The sequence below is a fragment of the Arcobacter caeni genome (genome assembly GCF_003063245.1).
In the GTDB taxonomy this organism is placed as follows: Bacteria; Campylobacterota; Campylobacteria; order Campylobacterales; family Arcobacteraceae; genus Aliarcobacter; species Aliarcobacter caeni.
Genome location: NZ_MUXE01000011.1, coordinates 29,938 through 45,103, shown reverse-complemented (window position 1 = coordinate 45,103; position 15,166 = coordinate 29,938). Strand labels below are relative to the sequence as shown.

Below are 15,166 nucleotides of genomic sequence, written 5' to 3'. Positions count from 1 at the left end.
AATTGTTACTTTTTTAAGGAGGATACTATGGAAATTGGTAGAATTGCACAAATAGAAAATTCAAAAGTTAATAATTCAGAGAAAACTGAAAAAGTTGTTAATGTTGACGAAAAGAATAAAGTAATACAAGAAGATAAATATAAAAAAGCATTAGGATCAGAGAATATTGCTGACAAAAATGAAATAATCTTAGACAATGTAAAATTTGGATATAACAAAAGTTCAAAAGACTTTTTTGTAAAAATAACAAGAGGTGAGGCTGAATATAAATATCCAACTGAGGATATAATGAAAGTTAAAGCCTATATATTACAAGAATTAGAATCTCAAAATAAATAAAGGTAGTTTTAATTGGCATCAGATTTATCAAATATATTAAAAGAAGAACTTTCAAATACTTTGGAACAATTGTTATCAAAAAGCTCTCAAGTTGAGTCAATTGTTGCTTTAGTAAGTGATAATTTTGATTCTACACAACTTGTTGAATGTGTAGTTAAATTTGATTTTAAAGGTATTTCTGCAAAATTAACTTTTTTTATACCAACGCTAAGTGCAACTAAATTTGAATATTTGATGCTTGGTGGAATGGGTGATTTAAAAGAGCATATTGATGATGAAATTACTGATGCTGTAAATGAAATTATCTCAAATATCTGTGGAAGCTTTTGTACATCTGTAAATGCTCAAGGATTACCTGATATTGGATCTATAAAATCAGAAGTAAAGAGTTCAACAATTGTTGAGGGTTCTTCTTTAGAAAATAAAACAAATATTTTTGAAATAATTCTATCTTTAGATGAAGAAAAATTACCAGTTATTTTATATTTTGATGAAATTATTTCACCATTTTTCTCTTCAATTACAGGAGTTGAAGGAGGAAATGATTCAAAAGATAATGAAATATCTACAAATACTTCTAATAATAATTATTATAACTATCAACCTGCACCAACTTTTCAAACACCAAAAAATCTTGAACTTTTATATCATATAAAACTAAAATTAAGTGTTCGATTAGGAACGAAAGTTGTTTTACTAAAAGACATTCTAAGATGGGATGTTGGTGAAATTATAGAACTTGAACAAATGGTAAATGAACCTCTTGAGGTTTTAGTAAATGGCGTAAAAATTGGAGTTGGTGAAGCTGTTATTGTTGATGGAAAATTTGGATTAAAAATAAAGAAAATTGGAAATGAAGAATTTAGATTAAATCATATAGGGTTATAGTTTATGGATAAAAGTACTATTGGAGGGTTTGGAGCAGGATGGGCATTGATGGTTTTAGCCATTGTGCTAGGAGGAGTTGGTTTTACTCCTTACATAGATATACCTTCTGTAGTAATCGTTTTTGGTGGAACAATCGCCGTAACTACTGCTCAGTTTGAAACTTCTGATTTAAAAAGAATTGCGCCAGCAATGAAAGTTGCTTTAAATGAAGTAAAAGTTGAACCTTTGCCTGAGCTAATTGAAAAAATTATATTTTATGCTACTGAAATAAAAAAGCATGGTGTAATGCAAATTGAACAAAAAGTTTTACAAGAAACTAATCCTTATTTTAAAGAAGCTTTTCAGCTATTAGTTGATGGAGCTAAATCTGATGTTATTCAGCCTTTGATGGAATTAAAATTAGAACATATGGAGAAAAGACATTCTTCTATGATATCTATTTTTGGAAATATTGGTGGAACAGCTGGTGCTATGGGGATGATTGGAACACTTGTCGGACTTGTTGCTATGCTTGCAAATCTTTCTGATCCAGCTGCCGTTGGACCTGCGATGGCAGTTGCATTATTAACAACATTATATGGGGCATTAACAGGTACCCTTTTTGCTGGTGTATTTGAGAGTAAACTTTCTCAAAAACATTCAAAAGAAGTTACTGCATGTGAAGTTATAATTTTAGGTGCAACTATGATAGCAGCTGAAGAGTCTATAGGAAATATTAAAATGCAGTTAAATGCAATTTTAGTTGATGCTTCAGAGTAAATAATGGCAAAAAATAAATGTCCAGAGTGTCCTAAATGCTTACCCGGTTGGCTTGTACAATTTGGTGATTTAATGTCATTATTACTTACTTTTTTTATTCTTTTATTATCTATGGCTGTTATGGATAAGACAAAAGTTGAAGAATATTTTGATATTATGAAAAAAGCAATGGGATTTATTGATGCATCAACTGATGTACAAACTCAAAGTGATTCGTATTCTACAAAAGAAAGTAGTTCTAGTTCTGAAGAAAATGATTCTTCAACGAATGAAAGTTCAATTAATAGTACAGTTCAAGATATATCTCAAGTTGTTCAAGAGATAAATTCGAGTCAAAATATAGAAAATAAAGAAATTAAGATTGAAAAAGGAAAAAATGAATTTACTTTAGATATTCCTTCTAGTATAATGTTTGAAGATGGCGCGTATGAATTATCTAATGAAAGTTCTAAAATATTTATTTCTAAAATAGCAAGGATTATAAGAACAATGCCTCAAACTTTTAATATTGAAATTATAGGACATACTGATACAAATAGAGTTTTAAGTTCTACAATTCCTAGAGATGCATGGGATATTTCAGCATTAAGATCTATCTCAGTTGTAAAAGAGTTGATAAAAAATAAAATAGATCCCTCAATATTAAAGGTTTCAGCATTTGCTTCATATCATCAAAAAAGCGATGTTCCTGCTGATAATAGAAGAGTTGAAATAAGATTCTTTTCTGAGAATAGTCAGCAAGATATTTTAAATGAAGAAAATTTCTTTGATAGGTTGCAATAATGGAAATAAGTAGTAATAATTTATTAAATAAAGATATTTTACAAGTAAATAAATTTGATAATGTAAAACAAGAAAATTTAAAAGACAAAGATTCTGAGCAATTAAAAAAAGTTTGTAACGATTTTGAGTCATTTTTCTTAAATCAAATTATGGATGTATCTTTAAGGTCAACAAATATTGCAGGAGAGGGTGCGGGTTCTGATATAATAAAAGGAATGTATACACAGTCTATTGCTGATAGTGCTACGGGTGGTTTGGGAATTAGTAATATGCTATATGAATTTTTAACACAAAATAATAAATAAGGATTCTTATGATTGAAAACACTATAAAAAATATGTCAGATTTAATAATAAAATTAAAAAGCTCTATAGAACAGGATATTGTAGATATAAAAGCTGCAAAACATGAAGAACTTCTAAAGAGAAATGATGAAAAACATATAATGATAGATGAAATCACTTTATTAAAAACTAAATTAAATGAAGAACTTATGTCTAAAATTCAAGAGGGTGTTGATGTTAATATTTATAGACAAAGTGTTGATTTGTTAGAGGTAGAGTTAAAAGATCTTTATGAATTAAATAAAAGATTAGCATCAATTGTATTACCAGTTCAGCAATTGTATAAAGATTTAGTTTCTGAGATTACTGCTGCAAATGGAGGAAAATTTTTTGATATTAAAGCTTAGTTTTTTAGTTTTTTTATTAAATGTTAACCTTTTTGCGATTAGTGTTTTAGTTTCGAAAGTTGCTATAAATTTTGAAGAAAAACTTGATAGTTCAAAAGTTGTTGCACGAAATGTAAATGAGATAAATAAATCTTGCACACCTTTGACTTTAAGTCAGCTACAAAATATAGAGTATACTACAACACATTATATAAATAGAAATACAATAATTTGTATAAAAGATGTTAAAAAATATGAAAATGAGTCTGTAATATTTAATTTTGGTGGCGTAAAAATAGAAAAAAAAGGTAAAGTTATTTATGAAAATAATGATTTTATTCGTATAAAAAATATTGATGGAACAATTGAACAAATATATAAAGATGGAAGAACAAAATGACAATGTTATCTTTTTTAGGAGAAACACCAACAATAGCATTAAGACAAGCTCAAGAGGAGTGTGGTGAAGAAGCTATTGTAATATCTACAAAGAAAATATCTACACAACAAAATGGTAAGAGTATGTATGAAGTTGTTGTAGCAATTGAAGATCAACATAAAAAGAAAAATTTACAATATACAAAAACTGCAATTAGTAAAGCAACTGCGAATTCAGAAGCAATGAAAACACAAGTATATGATTTTAAAGAAGAGATTCTTAAAATGCAAAGCGTTTTAGAACAAGTTCAAAAATCTATTTGGAATCCAAAAAGTCAATTATATGATTTAACTATTCCTCCAGAATTTGCATCAATGTATAATACTTTTGAACAAAATGAGTTTGATCAAGAGATGACTTATACTATCATGAAAAAAACTATTAAACAATTACCAATTGCATTAAAATCAAATCCAAAAAAAGTAAATGACTTTTTTAAATTAATTTTGAGAAGAGTAATTCCAATAAAACACGAAGTTCCTTTACGAAAACATCAAAGAAAAATAATTATGATGGTAGGACCCACAGGTGTTGGAAAAACTACAACTATTTCAAAATTAGCAGCAAGATATGCTTATAAATTGGGACAGAACTATAAAGTTGGAATTGTTACTCTTGACTCATTTAGAGTTGGAGCAATTGAGCAATTACAAGCTTATACAAATATTATGAGATTACCTTTGGAAATAGTGAAAAAACCTGAGGGATTAGCAGAAGCACTTTTAAGATTAAAAGATTGTAATTATATTTTTATTGATACAGCAGGTTCAAGTCAATATGATATTGATAAAATTGAGCTTATAAATGAGTATCAAAAAAGAGTTGAAGAATTACCAATTGAAAAAATATTAGTACTTCCAGCGAATGTTAAACATAGTGATTTACTAGAAATTTATAAGAACTACTCAAGACTTTCTATTGACTATTTAACTTTTACAAAATTAGACGAAACAAGAAGTTTTGGGAATCTTATATCTTTTGCACATAAAACAAAAAAATCTATTACATATTTTTCTATTGGACAAAATGTACCAGATGATTTAATTGTTTCTGATTCAACTTTTTTAATAGATTGTTTTATGAATAAACAATGCGTTAGGAGATAAGAATTGTTTGATGCAATTTCTTCTCAAGCTAGTAAATTAGTTAAACTTACTAATAGAGTAAAAAAAAATTATTCTAAAACTAAACTTATAACAATAACTTCAGGAAAAGGTGGAGTTGGAAAATCTACTTTTACTGCAAATATGGCATTTCTATTGTCAAAAAGAGGCTTTAAAGTTGCTGTTTTAGATGCAGATATAGGTTTAGCAAATATGCAAGTTCTATTTGATATTAAACCTCAAAATACGCTTTTTGAATATATAGATGGAACCAAAACTTTAGATGAGGTAATTAGTTCAACAATATATCCAAATGTGTATTTAATTGCTGGAAGAAGTGGTTATCAATATAGTACAAATAAAAATACTTTTGTTTTTTCTAGAATAGTAAAAGATATAATTTCATTAAATAATTTTGATATTTTACTTGTTGATACAGGTGCTGGATTAAATGAGTATGTAAAAGAGTTTTTATCAATTTCAGATAATGTTTTAGCAATTACAACTACAGATCCTAGTGCATTAACTGATGTATATTCTTTAATGAAAATGCTTTCTCTTGAAAAAAGTAAATTAATGTTGAGTTTTAATCATACAAGAAATTATCAAATAGGCGAAACGATAGCTAATTCTTTAATAAATTTGGGAAAGAAAAATAGTTTAAATACAGATTTTATGGTAGAATATATAGGAAACGTTTCAACTTCTGCAAATATTTCTACGACAGGAAGACTTAGAAAATTATTTGCCAATGAATTTTCATCTGATGAAACAACAAAACAGTTACAAGTGATTATCGATAAGTTACTAAAAAATATTCATTAAGGTTTGTTCTAAGTGCAAAAACTAAGTTCAATAAATTCTTTTAATATTGTTAGAAAAAGTACAGAATCATGGTAATTGAGAGATTCTCACAAACTGTAATAAATAGTGGGGTATTTAGATTTTATATTGCCACTGGATTTTTTGCAACACTAATATTTTTTATAATAAATGCTGATTTATTTACTCCTATGGAGATGATTTTAGGTATAATTCTAATAACAATAGTTTTAAAAGGTGTTAGTAATATGATGCTTTCATTAATCATAAGTCTTTTCAGTCTTGAAAATAAAAGAAATGAGTTTAATTTCAAATATAATGAAGAAAAAATTCAACTTATGTTAAATGAATTAACAGTAAAAGATATTTCTGACGCGAATAATAAAGACCAGAAAAAAACAAAATAAAAGGTAAATTATGAATATATCTTCAATATCAGACTCAATAGGTTCTTTAGGATTAAATACAACGAATAAAGTATTGCCAAGCCAAGATAAATCGTTTCAAAATATGTTAAATGATGCTATTACTGATGTAAATGATGAACAAGTTGAAGGTTATAATTCTATGGAAGGTATTGCAACTGGAAAAGTTACAAATTTACAAGAAGCAGTACAAAAAATTGAAGAAGCTGAGTTGTCTATGAAATTGGCATTAGAAGTTAAAAATAAAGCTTTAACTGCGTATAAAGAAATTATGAGAATGCAAGTTTAAGAAAAGGATTTAAGATGGGTTTTTTTGATGGATATAATGTATCAACTTCTGGTATGAGTGCTCAAAGAACAAGAATTAATGTTGTGAGTGCGAATATTGCAAATGCTAAAACTACTCATACTTTAGAAGGTGGTCCTTATAAAAAACAGCAAGTAGTATTTCAAGATATTCTTTTAGCAAATAGTAAAAAAACTAATTCAAATGAAGTTGAAACTACAAATAATAAAAATTCAGATATTTCATTAAGAGGTGTTGGTGTTAAATCAATAGTTCAATCTGATGCAAAACCTGTTATGCGATATGAACCAGCACATCCTGATGCTGATGAAAAAGGTTATGTGGCATATCCTGATATTAATCCTGTTGTTGAAATGGTTGATTTAATTGAAGCTATGAGATCTTATGAATCAAATTTAGCTTCATTTAATACTCATAAAAACATCGATTCTAAAACTTTAGAAATATTAAATGTGTAATCAAAATGCCAAATATAATAAATAATTTACTTTCGAGTGAAACAACAACAAATACTAATATTACAAGTTCAACTTCTGAACAAACGGTAAAAGATAAACCTTCTTTATTTGATTCGTTATTATCAAATAATACAGCAACAAAAGAAGAAAATATAACGGCTAAAGCAACTGCTATCACAACTCCTGTAAAGGAAGTGAAAATTGAAGAAAAACTTACCGCTGAGAATTTAGAAATAAATCCAGAAATAAAAGTAGATAATTTATTATTAAAAAATATAGAAATTGAACCAGAAAAAGTTAAAACAGAGAAAGTTGAACCAGAGAAAACTAAAACTGGAAAAATTGAAGAACAAAAACCAACTTCAACAACTTCTTTATTAGATAGATTGATTATTGAAGCTAAAAAAAATGTTAAAGATATAATAGTTCCAGAAGAAATGAAGCAAAATTCTGATATTCCTATAACAACAAAAGAAAATAGTTTAGAAAATAATAAAGACAATTTTATAATCCCTAAAGAAAATATTGTTACAAATAATTTAGGAATAAAAGATATTATAGATATTGTAATTCCACCTGAAATAAAACAAGACTTAGATACTCCTATAATTCCTAAAGAAAATATTCCTAAAATAATAATTTCTGAAGAAATAAAACAAAATCTAGATACTTTAATAATTCCAAAAAAGAATAGTAATTCAAGTAATTTAGAGATAAAAACTAAAGAACAAAAAGTAAATTCAACTGATATTTTGTTAGAACAAATAGTAACAAAAACTCAAAATGGAATAAGTACACAAGAAGTTGTAAGTAGTGATATTAAGGTTATTGCAGAAACGGATTTAAATACTGATAATCTTTCTAATGTTAAAGAAAGTTCACTTTTAACTTTACCTATTACAACAACAGAAGTTGTTGAAGAAAATGGTGTAAAACAGGAAAGTTTAGTTATAAAAAAAGAAGAAAAGTTATCATTAATGGATCAGTTAATTTCGAAAAATAATGAAAAATTAACTTTTGATACTATCGATAGTACTATTCCAGCTCCTTTAAAAGATGTTGTTGCAAAAGATTTAATTTCTAGTATCTATCTAGGTTCTCAAAAAAATAAAATAAATAGCCAGGTATTGTTTAACAGAAATGAAGCTGTGAATCTTTTAAAAGATGGTAACTCGATCCAAGCGGTTAAAACTAGTGCTGAAATATTAGAATTAGGTTTAGAAGATATGAGTATTGAACAAAATGTTGATATTGATGTTGATAAGATAGAAGTAAAAAAATCTGATATTCAAGCATTAACTAGAAAAAATCAAATTGATAATTTATTTCTAGATAAAAATGTAAAAAGTGAAGAAGTAAGAAATTTAATTACACAATCTGTTGAAGCAAGTAGTGCTTTATTGGATAATAGTCTAAATTTAGCAGATGATGCAACGATTACTGTTAATTCCCCTTTATCTTTTAATATTCAATCAAAAATAATTGGTGCAAAACAACAAATGTCTATAATGATGTCTGATATTGCTAAGCAAATGTATGAGAATTACAAGCCTCCTATGACTGCCTTTAGAATAAATATAAATCCTACAGAGTTAGGTTCTATTGCAATTTTAATGAAAAATGATAGAAATAATGGCTTAACAATTAGTATGAATGTTACTAATAATGTAACATTAAATACTTTAATAGAAAATCAAAATATGTTAAAAAATTCATTAAATAAAACATTTGATGAAGGTACTAACTTTAATCTAGATTTTAGTTCTTCAAACCAAAATAGTAGTAATCAATCATCAAATGCAAATGAAGGTCAAGGTAATAATCGAAGATTTGAGCAACAAATGGATACTCAATCAGTATTACAATTAAAAGAAGAAAATAGAGATATAGAAGAAAAAAGCATAGACTATATGTAATGGAAGCTCTTTTATCTTTACTTAATGAAGAAACTTTATATCAATTTCTTCTACTCCTTGCAAGGATATTATCTTTTGTTGCATTTATGCCTGTTTTTGGACACGCTGCAATCAGCCCAACTATTAGAATTGCTTTTGCTTTTTACATAACAATTTTTATTTTTCCTTTGGTCGATATAACATCAAATATTACTCAAGATAATTTTTTAATAAGTTTAATATCTGAATTAACATTAGGACTAATAGCTTCAATGTTAATTAATATTATATTCTCAGCTGTTAAAATAATTGGAGAATTTGTTGAATATTCAACTGCTCTTTCAATGGCTGCTATGTTTGATCCCTCTACAGGAGGACAACAAGGAATAGTTTCAAAATTACTTTTTTGGATTGCTTTAATGTTGTTTTTTCAAACAGGAATGTATGAAATGACTTTAGTTATTTTAGTAAAAAGTTTTTCTATGATACATTTAGGAAACTTTGATGTTTTTTCATACAATGGTGTACAAATGGCTATTGATGAAATTAAAAGAATGTTTGCATTTGCATTTGCATTTGCTTTACCTTTATTTTTTATAGGATTTATTCTTGATGTTTATTATGGTTATGGAACAAAATCTATGCCATCTTTTTCTCCATTTGTAGTTACATTCCAATTGAAATATGCTTTAATATTTGTATTTTTGATACTTGGAATGGAAATGTTTACAGAAGCATTTACCGAATATTTTATTTCAAAATTTCAATAACTTAAGGGTTTAATATGGCTGATGATGATAAAACAGAAGAACCCACCGATAAGAAAATTAGTGATGCCAGAGAAGAGGGAAATGTAGCTAAATCAGCAGAAATTTCTGGAGTAGCAATTTTATCATTTGGAACTGCATATTTACTTTTTTTCTCATCTTATTCCTTACTTGAAATAAAGAAGTTAATGCTATTCTCCTATAGTTTTATTGGTCAAGAGTTAGATGGACCATTATATTATGCAATTACATATCATGTTGTTGTAACTCTTTTAAAAGCTTTAGCACCATTATTTGCATTGGTATTATTATTGGTATTTGCTAGTAATTTAGCACAATTTGGTTTTTTAACTATACCATTAAAATTTGATCTTCAGAAATTAGATCCAATCAAAGGAATAAAAAATGTTTTTGCAGTTAAAAAGCTTATTGAAGCTTTAAAATTAACGGCAAAATTAATGTTGATTATGCTCGTAATGTTTATTCTTTTTTCATTAACTTATCAAAAGTTTTTAGCAATGATGAATCAAGAGATAGTAGATACTATTGCCACGATGCTTGAATTAACACTTTATTTTATTTCAGCTATTCTTTTTATTATTTTTATTTTTGCTATAATAGATTTCTTTTTTACAAAACATTATTATATGCAATCTTTAAAGATGAGTAAACAAGAGATTAAAGATGAATATAAAAACATGGAGGGAGATCCTCAAGTAAAAGGGCGTATTAGAAGAATTCAGATGAAGATGGCTCAACAACGGATGATGAGTTCAGTTCCTGAAGCGGATGTAGTTATTACAAATCCAACACATTATGCTGTAGCTTTGAAATATGATAATAAAGTGAATTCTGCACCGAAAATTGTAGCGAAGGGAATAGATTTTTTAGCAATTAAAATAAAAGATATTGCGAAAGATCATAATATACCAATTATTGAAAATCCATCTCTAGCAAGGTCTTTATATGACCAAATAGAAATTGATAGAGAAATACCAGGTGAATTTTATAAAGCAATGGCTGAAATATTTTCATATATTTATGAATTAAAAAGAAAAAGGTAAAAATTGAAAGTATTAATGATTATATTTTTAATGTTAAACATTTTAAATGCTAAAAAAGATTTTTATTATGGTTTTATTGATTCTTCAGGTGTCCAAATTTCTGAGCAAAGAAAACAATCGATAAATGATGGATTTGATATTTTGCAAAACGTAAGAATTCTTGCAAAAGATGGAAAAATTGATGAAGCCTATACTCAAGTAAAAGATTTTAAAGAAAAAAATAAACTTAATATTTTAACTTCTGATAGCATAATTTTATATTCAGAATTGGCTTTAAAAAAACAATCAAAGAGATTGATTTTAGATGCTTCTACTGAGTTAGAAATGGCAATAAATTCTTCAAAAATTAATCAATATGATTTGGCAAAAGCATATATGATTTTGGTTGAATTAAAACTAGAAATAAATAAAATTGAAGATGCAAAATATTTTGCTCAAATTATAATAGATAATTTTGATGATGAATTAACTAAAACTTATGGAAAAATTTCTCTTGCTAAAGTATATAAATATCAAAAAGATTATGCAAAAGCTACTAAATATTTGTATGAAATATTAACAGTTACAAGTGATAAAAAAGTTGCTACTGTAGTTGCTGATGAATTGTTTGATGTATATATTTTAGATGAAAAATATGATAAAGCAAATGAATTAATTACTCAAGTTTTAAAAACTAATATTGATTTTTATGCAAATGATTCATATTTAGCAAATAAAAAAGTTAGTAAATTAATAAAAGCCGGTATGCCAGAACATGCTTCTGAAATTTTAAAAGAGTTATTAAAAAGAACAACAAAAGAAGATGTAATAGAAGATTTTAAATTTAAACTTGCAAATACTTATATGATTATGTATGATAGAACTAATTATTATTTAGAAAAAGCAAAAGAGTTATATAAAGATATTATTAATGATTATCCTCAAAGTATTTATGCAAAAGATTCAAAAGCTTATATAGATGAGATTTTAATGAGACAAGGATTTTTAAGTCCAGCAGTTGTTGCTTCTAAGTATCCAGAGGATGAAGCAATGCAACAAAAAGCTCTTTTACAAGAATTAATGAATGATAAAAACGATAAAAAATATGATCTTATTTTAAGGGCTGAAAAAGTTTACAGTAAAGTAGCTCCCGAAATAGTAAAAAGATTTGGTTATGGAAGTATTAGTGAAATTTATGATGAAATTAATATTGATATAATAAAAGATTATTTAGCACAAGGGAAATGTACAGAATTAAATGAGGTTTTAAAAACTTCAAGAAATGAAACTTTGGTTAAATTAATAGAAGATGAGAGTATTAAGTATGCTTTTTTTGAGTGTTTAGTTGAATCTCCATATGAAAAAGCTTACTTACAAATTAAAGAAACTTTTAATAAAACAAGAGATGCAAATATTTATTTATATTTGGAAAAAATGGCTTATAATTTAGGTTTAATGGATGAAGCTTCAGATTTTTCAACAAAAGTTGAAATGGTTGATGATCCAGTGGTTTTATCGAATGAATTTTTATATAGATACCAAATAATAAAACAAAAATCAGAACCAATAGCAATGGAAAGGTTTTTTACATATACAAATCAAAATCCTAAGTATATTAAAGCAAATGAAAATAATCCAATAATTATTGACTTTTATTATGATTATTATTTAAATTTATTAAAAGGAAAAAATGAAGTTTTAGCAAATGAAATATTAAATAGTTTATATAATAAACAAAAAGATTTAAAAGCTTTTGTATATTCACCTTTTGTTGAAACAGAATTAGCAAGGATTGCTAAAGAATCAAAAAAGAATCAAAAATCAATAGATTTATTACTAGAATCTTTGCAAAATACAAGAAAAATAAGACCTGATGATGAAGTAAAAGTTTATTATGATATATTAAATTTATACGATAATATGGGAAATAAAGCTAAAAAAAATGAATATATTTTAAAATGTAAAGAAGTAAAAGATAGTGTGGATAGTTTATATAAAAAAATGTGCGATGAGATGTAATGAATATTGAAGATATATTAAATAGAATTGACTCAACAAATTTATCAATACCTTTTGGAAGAATTAAAAATATTTCATCTACAACTTTGACTGCAACAGGTTTAGAAGTAGCAGTAGGAGACATAGTAAAAATAGAATCTGTTTTACATTTATCAACAGTTTTAGGAATGGTTGCTTCAATTGATGATACATCTTTTACCATTGTTCCTTTTTCATTTATTGATGGTTTTAGAATACAAGATAAAGTTTATATTCAAAAAGATGGATTAACAGTTAAATGTGGTTATGGGCTACTTGGTAGAGTGATAAATGCTTTGGGTGAACCGATTGATAATTTGGGAAAAATTACAGATTTAGAAGAAAATGCTGCAATTAATAAACTCTCTATGCCACCATTAGAAAGAGGAATAATTGATCAAAAATTTGCAACAGGTGTAAAAGCAATTGATTCTATGTTAACAAGTGGAAAAGGTCAGAAAATCGGTATTTTTGCAGGTTCAGGAGTTGGAAAATCTACTCTTATGGGTATGATTGTAAAAGGTTGTGAAGCTCAAATAAAAGTAGTTGCACTAATTGGTGAAAGGGGTAGGGAAATTCCCGAATTTATTCATTATAATTTGGATAATAATTTAGAAAATACTGTAATAGTTGCAGCAACTTCTGATGAATCTGCCTTAATGAGAAAATATGGAGCATTTACAGCTATGGCTATTGCTGAGTTTTTTAGGGATAAAGGTCATGATGTTTTACTAATGATGGATTCAGTAACAAGATTTGCTATGGCACAAAGGGAAATAGGTCTTAGTACTGGTGAACCTCCTGTAAGTCGTGGTTATCCACCCTCAGTATTTGCACTTCTTCCACAGCTAATGGAAAGAGCTGGAAATAATAAAAAAGGGTCTATTACTGCATTTTTCACAGTTTTAGTTGATGGAGATGATATGAATGATCCAATAGCAGACCAAAGTAGGTCAATTCTTGATGGGCATATTGTTTTAACAAGAGAGTTAACAGAACAAGGTTTTTATCCTCCAATAAATTTACTAAAATCAGCCTCAAGGGTTATGGATAAGGTCGTTGATAAAGAACATTATAATGATTTTTTAAAGTTAAAAAGAGTATTATCATTAATAAAAGAGAATGAAGTGTTGGTTAGAGTTGGTGCTTATAAAGCTGGAATGGATCCAGAACTTGACAATGCAATGTCAAAGAAAGAACAAATAAGAGAATTTCTAACTCAAGATACTCAAAAAATCTTTGGATTTAATGAGATAGTAACAATGTTTAGAAAGGTTTTACAATGATTACTCAAACAGAACAAATGACTTATAGATTGAGCCTTTTAAATACTCAACAACAAAGGTTAACTTATCAAACAAGTACACAAGAAAAACTTCAAGATGGAAGTGATGATTCTATGTTGTACTCAAGATTAATTCTTGTTGATGAAAAAGTTAGAACTTTTGAGGGTTTAAAAACTCAAATTCAAAAAACTCAAGTTCAAAATAATATGGCTGATTCAAGTATGGCAGAGATTAAAAAGATTTTAGAGAATATAAAAGAACAATTAGTAAAAGCAAATACAGCAACAACTACTGATGATGGAATTACTGCAATTGCTTCAAGTCTGGCAGGATTAAAAGAAAATCTTTTTCAATTAGCTAATACACAAGTTGAAAATGAATATGTATTTGCTGGTTCAGATTCCTCAATAAAACCGTTTGAAAAAGATGTTAATGGAAAAATAACTTATGTTGGTAATAGTCAATTGAAAAAAGTAGCTATTGAAGAAGGTTCATATAGAGAAAGAGGAATTAATGGCTTTGATATGATGACATATCCCTCTTCAACTGCATATAAAGGTGGAACTTTAACTTTTAAAGAAACTGATAGAATTATTGATCAAGATGGTAATGAATGGAAATTAAATTCTCCAACAAATGATACATTAACAAAATATGATTTAAATGGAAATGCTACAACTGATACTATAAATCCTGTTACAAGTGATGCTTTAACTCCACCTACATATAGTGCATCAATGCCAAATGTTGATGGTACAAAATTTGAAGCAAAAACAAGTATTTTTGATTTAGTTGATGCTACTGTAAATGCATTAAAAAAAGTTGATAGTAATGGTAATCCAATTTCTGCAGAAAATGCAAAATCATTAGTTGCTAATTATCAAGGAGAAGTTGATAAAGCTTATGATTCTGTTAATATTGCACATGCTAATTTAGGTGGAAAAAATAAAATATTTGAGATTTCTTTAGAAAGAGTTAGTTCTAAATTGACTCAATTTGATATTTTATCTCGTAATTTAGGTAGTGCTGATTTAGCACAAGTTGCGATTGAATCAAAAGCTTTAGAGTTAACATATACAGCACTTTATTCAACAATTAGTAAAACAAATCAATTGTCACTAGTTAATTTTTTAAAATAACTAGCA

Annotated in this window: 18 protein-coding genes; all 18 read left to right on the top strand. The window is 26.9% G+C overall.

Annotation, left to right across the window (positions count from 1 at the left end; all coding sequences use genetic code 11):
* Positions 1–27 precede the first annotated feature (27 nt).
* The 18 genes from B0174_RS08225 (at position 28) to flgL (ending at position 15,160) form a co-directional block, all read left to right on the top strand.
* Positions 28–339, top strand: a complete 312-nt coding sequence (locus tag B0174_RS08225; RefSeq protein ID WP_108559560.1) for a flagellin — start codon at positions 28–30, stop codon at positions 337–339.
* A 12-nt stretch (positions 340–351) separates the two neighbouring features.
* Positions 352–1,227 carry a FliM/FliN family flagellar motor switch protein gene (locus B0174_RS08220; protein ID WP_108559558.1) on the top strand — a complete coding sequence of 292 codons (876 nt, stop codon included), beginning with the start codon at positions 352–354 and terminating at the stop codon, positions 1,225–1,227.
* Between the two features lie 3 nt (positions 1,228–1,230).
* Entirely contained in the window at positions 1,231–1,986 is a 756-nt protein-coding gene (locus tag B0174_RS08215; RefSeq protein WP_108559556.1) for a motility protein A, read from the top strand.
* A gap of 3 nt (positions 1,987–1,989) precedes the next feature.
* The gene (locus B0174_RS08210; protein WP_108559554.1) at positions 1,990–2,769 is read left to right on the top strand and encodes an OmpA/MotB family protein; all 780 of its coding nucleotides are present in this window, start codon (positions 1,990–1,992) and stop codon (positions 2,767–2,769) included.
* Positions 2,769–3,074 carry a rod-binding protein gene (locus B0174_RS08205; protein WP_108559552.1) on the top strand — a complete coding sequence of 102 codons (306 nt, stop codon included), beginning with the start codon at positions 2,769–2,771 and terminating at the stop codon, positions 3,072–3,074. Before B0174_RS08210 ends, B0174_RS08205 begins: the two co-directional genes overlap by 1 nt.
* An 8-nt stretch (positions 3,075–3,082) precedes the next feature.
* Entirely contained in the window at positions 3,083–3,460 is a 378-nt protein-coding gene (locus B0174_RS08200; RefSeq protein WP_108559550.1) for a hypothetical protein, read from the top strand.
* Positions 3,444–3,839, top strand: a complete 396-nt coding sequence (locus B0174_RS08195; protein ID WP_108559548.1) for a hypothetical protein — start codon at positions 3,444–3,446, stop codon at positions 3,837–3,839. Before B0174_RS08200 ends, B0174_RS08195 begins: the two co-directional genes overlap by 17 nt.
* Positions 3,836–4,984, top strand: a complete 1,149-nt coding sequence (gene flhF / locus B0174_RS08190) for a flagellar biosynthesis protein FlhF (RefSeq protein WP_108559546.1) — start codon at positions 3,836–3,838, stop codon at positions 4,982–4,984. Before B0174_RS08195 ends, flhF begins: the two co-directional genes overlap by 4 nt.
* A 3-nt stretch (positions 4,985–4,987) precedes the next feature.
* On the top strand, positions 4,988–5,806 hold the full coding sequence (locus B0174_RS08185) for a P-loop NTPase (RefSeq protein ID WP_108559544.1): 819 nt from the start codon (positions 4,988–4,990) through the stop codon (positions 5,804–5,806).
* 68 nt (positions 5,807–5,874) lie between these two features.
* The gene (locus B0174_RS08180) at positions 5,875–6,210 is read left to right on the top strand and encodes a hypothetical protein (protein ID WP_108559542.1); all 336 of its coding nucleotides are present in this window, start codon (positions 5,875–5,877) and stop codon (positions 6,208–6,210) included.
* A 10-nt stretch (positions 6,211–6,220) separates the two neighbouring features.
* Positions 6,221–6,517 carry a flagellar hook-basal body complex protein FliE gene (fliE, locus tag B0174_RS08175; protein WP_108559540.1) on the top strand — a complete coding sequence of 99 codons (297 nt, stop codon included), beginning with the start codon at positions 6,221–6,223 and terminating at the stop codon, positions 6,515–6,517.
* A 14-nt stretch (positions 6,518–6,531) separates the two neighbouring features.
* Positions 6,532–6,993 (top strand): flagellar basal body rod protein FlgC, encoded by a 462-nt coding sequence (gene flgC / locus B0174_RS08170; RefSeq protein WP_108559538.1) that lies wholly within the window; start codon positions 6,532–6,534, stop codon positions 6,991–6,993.
* A gap of 5 nt (positions 6,994–6,998) precedes the next feature.
* Positions 6,999–8,909, top strand: a complete 1,911-nt coding sequence (fliK, locus tag B0174_RS08165) for a flagellar hook-length control protein FliK (RefSeq protein ID WP_108559536.1) — start codon at positions 6,999–7,001, stop codon at positions 8,907–8,909.
* Complete coding sequence (locus B0174_RS08160; RefSeq protein ID WP_108559534.1) at positions 8,909–9,658, top strand: flagellar biosynthetic protein FliR; 750 nt, start codon at positions 8,909–8,911, stop codon at positions 9,656–9,658. Before fliK ends, B0174_RS08160 begins: the two co-directional genes overlap by 1 nt.
* 14 nt (positions 9,659–9,672) lie before the next feature.
* Positions 9,673–10,719: a flagellar biosynthesis protein FlhB gene (flhB, locus tag B0174_RS08155; protein ID WP_108559531.1), complete on the top strand. Its 1,047-nt coding sequence runs from the start codon at positions 9,673–9,675 to the stop codon at positions 10,717–10,719.
* 3 nt (positions 10,720–10,722) lie between these two features.
* Positions 10,723–12,717, top strand: coding sequence for a tetratricopeptide repeat protein (locus B0174_RS08150; protein WP_108559529.1), 1,995 nt, complete (start codon positions 10,723–10,725; stop codon positions 12,715–12,717).
* Positions 12,717–14,021, top strand: coding sequence for a flagellar protein export ATPase FliI (gene fliI, locus B0174_RS08145; protein WP_108559527.1), 1,305 nt, complete (start codon positions 12,717–12,719; stop codon positions 14,019–14,021). Before B0174_RS08150 ends, fliI begins: the two co-directional genes overlap by 1 nt.
* The gene (gene flgL / locus B0174_RS08140; protein ID WP_108559525.1) at positions 14,018–15,160 is read left to right on the top strand and encodes a flagellar hook-associated protein FlgL; all 1,143 of its coding nucleotides are present in this window, start codon (positions 14,018–14,020) and stop codon (positions 15,158–15,160) included. The genes fliI and flgL overlap by 4 nt, the downstream gene beginning before the upstream one ends.
* The last annotated feature ends 6 nt before the right edge of the window (positions 15,161–15,166 follow it).

What these genes read in the sequence shown, in the direction of transcription:
- B0174_RS08225 (WP_108559560.1), top strand. Translation starts at nt 28, where the DNA reads ATGGAAATTGGTAGAATTGCACAAATAGAAAATTCAAAAGTTAATAAT.
- B0174_RS08215 (WP_108559556.1), top strand. Translation starts at nt 1,231, where the DNA reads ATGGATAAAAGTACTATTGGAGGGTTTGGAGCAGGATGGGCATTGATG.
- B0174_RS08210 (WP_108559554.1), top strand. Translation starts at nt 1,990, where the DNA reads ATGGCAAAAAATAAATGTCCAGAGTGTCCTAAATGCTTACCCGGTTGG.
- B0174_RS08205 (WP_108559552.1), top strand. Translation starts at nt 2,769, where the DNA reads ATGGAAATAAGTAGTAATAATTTATTAAATAAAGATATTTTACAAGTA.
- B0174_RS08200 (WP_108559550.1), top strand. Translation starts at nt 3,083, where the DNA reads ATGATTGAAAACACTATAAAAAATATGTCAGATTTAATAATAAAATTA.
- flhF (WP_108559546.1), top strand. Translation starts at nt 3,836, where the DNA reads ATGACAATGTTATCTTTTTTAGGAGAAACACCAACAATAGCATTAAGA.
- B0174_RS08180 (WP_108559542.1), top strand. Translation starts at nt 5,875, where the DNA reads ATGGTAATTGAGAGATTCTCACAAACTGTAATAAATAGTGGGGTATTT.
- fliE (WP_108559540.1), top strand. Translation starts at nt 6,221, where the DNA reads ATGAATATATCTTCAATATCAGACTCAATAGGTTCTTTAGGATTAAAT.
- flgC (WP_108559538.1), top strand. Translation starts at nt 6,532, where the DNA reads ATGGGTTTTTTTGATGGATATAATGTATCAACTTCTGGTATGAGTGCT.
- fliK (WP_108559536.1), top strand. Translation starts at nt 6,999, where the DNA reads ATGCCAAATATAATAAATAATTTACTTTCGAGTGAAACAACAACAAAT.
- B0174_RS08160 (WP_108559534.1), top strand. Translation starts at nt 8,909, where the DNA reads ATGGAAGCTCTTTTATCTTTACTTAATGAAGAAACTTTATATCAATTT.
- flhB (WP_108559531.1), top strand. Translation starts at nt 9,673, where the DNA reads ATGGCTGATGATGATAAAACAGAAGAACCCACCGATAAGAAAATTAGT.
- fliI (WP_108559527.1), top strand. Translation starts at nt 12,717, where the DNA reads ATGAATATTGAAGATATATTAAATAGAATTGACTCAACAAATTTATCA.
- flgL (WP_108559525.1), top strand. Translation starts at nt 14,018, where the DNA reads ATGATTACTCAAACAGAACAAATGACTTATAGATTGAGCCTTTTAAAT.